Source organism: Cetobacterium sp., from assembly GCF_048470075.1.
Taxonomy (GTDB): Bacteria; Fusobacteriota; Fusobacteriia; order Fusobacteriales; family Fusobacteriaceae; genus Cetobacterium_A.
Genome location: NZ_DBGBQB010000206.1, coordinates 1 through 5,252 on the forward strand (window position 1 = coordinate 1; position 5,252 = coordinate 5,252).

Annotated in this window: 6 protein-coding genes; all 6 read left to right on the top strand. The window is 33.1% G+C overall.

Features of this window, described 5'->3' with window-relative positions; translation table 11 throughout:
- The coding region (locus ACMOUI_RS07425) for a MerR family transcriptional regulator (protein WP_418965095.1) at positions 1-704 on the top strand (704 nt) is incomplete at its 5' end.
- A gap of 49 nt (positions 705-753) precedes the next feature.
- The gene (locus tag ACMOUI_RS07430) at positions 754-1,914 is read left to right on the top strand and encodes a hypothetical protein (protein ID WP_418965096.1); all 1,161 of its coding nucleotides are present in this window, start codon (positions 754-756) and stop codon (positions 1,912-1,914) included.
- Positions 1,915-1,929: 15 nt separating this feature from the next.
- Complete coding sequence (locus ACMOUI_RS07435) at positions 1,930-2,679, top strand: phosphatase (protein ID WP_418965097.1); 750 nt, start codon at positions 1,930-1,932, stop codon at positions 2,677-2,679.
- A gap of 17 nt (positions 2,680-2,696) precedes the next feature.
- Positions 2,697-3,653 (top strand): nitronate monooxygenase, encoded by a 957-nt coding sequence (locus tag ACMOUI_RS07440; RefSeq protein ID WP_418965098.1) that lies wholly within the window; start codon positions 2,697-2,699, stop codon positions 3,651-3,653.
- Positions 3,654-3,716: 63 nt separating this feature from the next.
- Positions 3,717-4,529 (top strand): purine-nucleoside phosphorylase, encoded by an 813-nt coding sequence (locus ACMOUI_RS07445; RefSeq protein WP_418965099.1) that lies wholly within the window; start codon positions 3,717-3,719, stop codon positions 4,527-4,529.
- A 25-nt stretch (positions 4,530-4,554) separates the two neighbouring features.
- The coding region (locus tag ACMOUI_RS07450; RefSeq protein ID WP_418965100.1) for an HAD family hydrolase at positions 4,555-5,252 on the top strand (698 nt) is incomplete at its 3' end.

The window sequence follows — 5,252 nt, forward strand, 5'->3', positions numbered from 1 at the left end:
GATATAGATACTATTCCAGCTCTCAAATTTGGGATCTTTTTTTTATTATAACTTTAAAAGAGGCTGGTTTCTCATTGGAGGAGATAAAGGAGTATATAAAGGTGAAAAAGCCCTTGGAAAGCATAAAATTTTTAGAGGAAAAAACCCATGATATCGATATTAAAATAGTGGAATTAATGAAAAGTAAAGAGATTATAAATGAAAAAATAGTGTGTTTAAAAGATATGCTAAATAATTTAGAGGAGAAAGTTCAAACTGTTTTTCAAAATGAGATGAAGGTCTATTTTATAGAGATAAAAAATCCATTGGATGAGAAAGAGATAGCAGAAACCTATGACAGATTACAGCGACTAGGAGATAAAAATGGCATAGAGGATATAACATATATATCAAGAGTGAAAAGAAACAATTTATATGAAGGGTCAGAGCTTCCACTCAGTAAAATAGGTATTTTAATACCAGAGAATATTTCAATTGGGGAAGAGGAGATTTTAGAGGGTAAAAATTGTGTGATGTTGAGACATAAGGCAACTTTTGATATGATTAAGCTAACATATGAAAATCTTTATAGATTTATAAAAGATAATAGTTATGAGATTGTAGGGGATTCCATAGAGATAGGAGGTGAGGTTGTAGTTCCTCTTGAAACTGGATTTGGAGGTATCATAGATATTTACATTCCTGTAAAAAAATTTGAAAAATAATAAAAATTAGGATATTCTATAGGGTAGTAAAGTAAAAGAGGAGAGAAACATGGATGCAAAAAGATCAAGAAGAAAAAAAGCTATGGGATTAGAGGGAGTTGTATGTATTGCAATACTTTCTATCTTAATCTATCTAACATCTAGCAAGATGGGTGGAATTAACATGATTAATACCATAATAAAAACTGCACATGATCTGCTATTAAATACAGTCTTTTTTATAATGGGTGTATCGGTTATAGCGGGAGCTTTTGCAGGAATTTTATCAGAGTTTGGGGTGATTGCAATATTAAATAAGCTATTATCTCCACTTATGAAACCGTTATATAGATTACCAGGAGCGGCAGCCCTTGGAATTTTGACTACATATATTTCTGATAATCCAGCGATTTTAAGTCTATCAGCAGATAAGGGATTCACAAAATATTTTAAAAAGTATCAACTACCAGCTTTGACAAATTTGGGAACATCTTTTGGAATGGGATTTATAGTATCTACATTTATGATAGCTCAAAGTGGAAGTATGAATGAAAATCTGGTATTTCCAGTTATTTTGGGAAATATAGGGGCTTTTATAGGGAGTATTGTAAGTGTAAATTTGATGATTAATTTTACAAAAAAGGTATTTCATGAAAAAAAAGAGGAGTTTGATGAGGATTCAACAGATTCAAACTTTTTTGAATATAGAGATATTAGAGATGGGAACGTACTTGAGAGATTACTAGAGGCTCTTTTAGAGGGTGGAAAAAATGGAGTTCAAATGGGTATGGAAATAATTCCAGGAGTTTTGATAATCTGTACAACAGTGTTATTGTTAACTAATGGACCAGGAGCTAAAGGGTATACGGGAGAGGCATATCAAGGAATAGCTTTACTACCTTATATAGGTGAAAAACTACAGTTTATTTTAAGACCTCTTTTTGGATTTACAAGTGCAAAAGCATTGGCATTTCCAATAACATCGTTAGGAGCAGTAGGAGCAGCTCTAGGATTAATTCCTCAGTTTATTATAGATAAAGCTATAACTTCAAGAGAGATAGCTGTTTTTACAGCTATGGGTATGACATGGAGTGGTTATTTAAGTACACATGTTGCAATGATGGATAGTTTAGGATATAGAAAATTAACTGGGAAAGCGATATTTAGCCATACAATTGGTGGAATAGTAGCAGGTGTAGTAGCAAATATTTTATATACAGTATTTATGTGATCTAAGGGGGACAGAATGAAGAAGTATAAAATTGATTTACATATACATACCAATGTAAATCCACATGCATTTAGTACATTAGAGGAAAATATAAGGGCGGCAGCTAAGAAGGGTATGGAAGTAATTGCAATAACAAATCATGGACCTGCGCTACCAGATACACCACATTGGTGGCATCTTGTAAATATAGCTATTCTACCTGAGGTAATAGATGGGGTAAGAGTTATAAAAGGTGTAGAAGCGAATATTTTAGATAAAAATGGAAAATTGGATATAAATCAAAAAGTCTATGAAAAAATGGAGTTGGTTTTAGCTGGGTTTCACACTGTAGATGAGTATGGAGATATGGGAGATATAGATAAAAACACTACTGCTATATTGAGTTTGATAAAAAAGCAAAAAGCTGATATAATAGTTCATCTGGGGAATCCAATTTTTCCAGTGGACTATGAAAAAATAGTGAAGGTGGCTAAAGAAAACAGTGTAGCTCTAGAGATTAATAATACTTCTTTAGGAACAATTACAAGAGTTGGTTCAAAAAAGAATTGTAAAAAAATGTTAGAACTAGCTAAAAAAGAGAGATGCTACATATCTTTGGGAACAGATGCCCACTATTCTGGTCATATAGGAGAGTTTCAAAGAGCTATTGAACTTATAGAGGAGATTGATTATCCAGAGGAGCTAATAGTAAATAGTTCAAGAGAGACTTTTGACAAATTTTTAAAGCTGAGACAGGAGTTAAGAACAAAAGAGGTTAACTCTTAATTTTGGGAGGAAAGAGGATGCAAAAAAATAGAATATGTGAATTACTTGGGATTAAATATCCTATTATACAGGGAGCAATGGCATGGATATCAAATGGAAACTTAGCAGGACATGTGTCTAAAGCTGGTGGACTAGGTATAATTGCCGGTGGAGGAATGCCTCCTGAAATACTGAGAGAAGAGATAAAAAAAGCAAAATCTATCACAGATAAACCATTTGGAGTTAACTTGATGTTAATGATGGAAAGCGTTGCTGAACAAATAGATGTCTGTATAGAGGAAGGGGTTAAAGTAGTAACAACTGGTGCAGGAAACCCTGGAATATATATGGAAAAACTAAAAGCTGCTGGAATAAAGGTTATTCCAGTTGTAGCATCGGTGGCACTGGCAAAAAGAATGGAAAAAATAGGAGCAGATGCAGTAGTTGCAGAAGGATTAGAAGCTGGAGGACATATAGGAGAGATAACTACAATGGCTTTAGCAACACAGGTTGCAAGAGAGGTTTCTATTCCTGTTATAGTTGCAGGAGGAATAGCTAGTGGAGAGCAGTTTTTAGCAGCTCTTGCTCTAGGTGGAGAGGCAGTTCAAGTGGGAACTATATTCATAGTGGCTCATGAGTGTGATGTTCATGAAAATTATAAAAACTTAGTGTTAAAAGCTAAAGATAGATCTACAGTAACAACAGGAAATTATACAGGACACCCTGTGAGAGTGTTAAATAATAAGTTTGCTAAGGCTATATTAGAGCTAGAAGTAAAGGGAGCTCCAAAAGAGGAGATTGAGGATTTAGGAAAAGGAAAGCTTAGATTAGCAGTTGTAGATGGAGACGTAGAAAATGGAAGCGTTATGTCAGGACAGGTTGCTGGATTGGTTAAAGAAGCTTTAAGTTGCCAAGAGATTGTAGACAAACTGATGAGAGAGTTAAAAGAGGAAAAATTGAGATTGGATGAGACTTTTTCAAAAATAACTTTCTAATAGTAAAAACACGAGGGTGGAGAGATCTACCCTTTTTATCTAAAAAGTAAAGGGGAGAAAAATATGTATAATAAAGTTATGGAAACGGTAGAATTTTTAAATTCTAAAGTTACAAATAGGCCTAAAATAGCTATAATTTTAGGGTCTGGATTAGGTGGATTAGTTGAATATGTAGAGAATAAAGTTGTAATACCTTATAAAGATATACCAAACTTTCCAGTTTCAACAGTGGCAGGACACGCTGGAGAGCTAGTTTTTGGTACAATAAATAATGTGGAAGTCTTAGTTATGAAGGGAAGATTTCATTACTATGAAGGGTATAATATGAAAGAGGTTACTTACCCTCAATATGTTTTCAAAAAATTTGGAATAGAGACAATGATAGTTAGTAATGCTGCTGGTGGAGCAAATAAAAGCTTTAAACCAGGAACATTGATGATAATTAATGATCATATAAATCTATTTGGAACAAATCCATTAATTGGAGCAAATGATGAAAGATTTGGACCAAGATTTCCAGATATGTCTGAAACATATAGTAAAGCTTTAATTGAAAAAGCAAAATCTGTGGCTAAAAAATTGGAGATTGAATATGAAGAGGGTGTATATTTAGGGTCTTCAGGGCCAACGTATGAAACAGCGGCAGAAGTGAAGATGATGATGACTATGGGAGCTTCAGCAGTGGGAATGTCAACAGTACCAGAGTCAATAGTAGCAAACTATTTAGGGATAAAAATATTGGGAATCTCTTGTATAACTAATATGGCAACTGGTATAGCAACAAAACCACACTCTCATGAAGAGGTTGTAGAAATAGCAAATCAAACAGGAGAAAGATTCTGTAAATGGATTGCTGAAACAGTAAAAGAGTTGTAAGAATAAACTCACAGGAGGTATAATTATGAAAGCAGCATTTTTTGATATTGATGGAACAATTTATAGAAACTCACTATTGACAGAACATTTTAAAAAACTTATAAAGTATGAGTTACTTGATATAAGGGAGTATGAATTAAAAGTGAAAGATGCTTTTAAAAAATGGGATGAAAGAGTTGGAGACTACGATAAGTACCTAGAGGAGATAACAACAACTTATGTAGATGCAATAAAGGGATTATCTCTACAATACAATGACTTTATTTCGGATCAGGTATTGGAATTAAAAGGAAATAGAGTTTACAAATTTACTAGAGATATGATTAAGTGGCATAAGGAGCAAGGGCATAAGGTAATATTTATATCGGGAAGTCCAGATTTTTTAGTTTCAAGAATGGCTAAAAAATGGGGTGCAGATGATTATTGTGGATCAATATATCATTTTGAAGATGGAAAACTTTCAGGTGATATCTCTCCAATGTGGGATTCTAAAAATAAAATGATAGCGATAAATAAGTTTTGTGAAAAGTATGATATCGATCTATCAGAAAGCTATGCTTATGGAGATACAAATGGAGATTATAGTATGCTTAATCTTGTTGGACATCCAAGAGCTATAAATCCTTCAAAAGAGTTATTATTAAAGATAAAAACAGAGGAAAATTTAAAAAATAAAACAGAAATTTTTGTAGAAAGAAAAGATGTAGTCTATAAAGTATCAGC

Bases quoted from the DNA above. Each gene is read 5' to 3' on its own strand.
- ACMOUI_RS07430 (WP_418965096.1), top strand. From the start codon at position 754: ATGGATGCAAAAAGATCAAGAAGAAAAAAAGCTATGGGATTAGAGGGA.
- ACMOUI_RS07435 (WP_418965097.1), top strand. From the start codon at position 1,930: ATGAAGAAGTATAAAATTGATTTACATATACATACCAATGTAAATCCA.
- ACMOUI_RS07440 (WP_418965098.1), top strand. From the start codon at position 2,697: ATGCAAAAAAATAGAATATGTGAATTACTTGGGATTAAATATCCTATT.
- ACMOUI_RS07445 (WP_418965099.1), top strand. From the start codon at position 3,717: ATGTATAATAAAGTTATGGAAACGGTAGAATTTTTAAATTCTAAAGTT.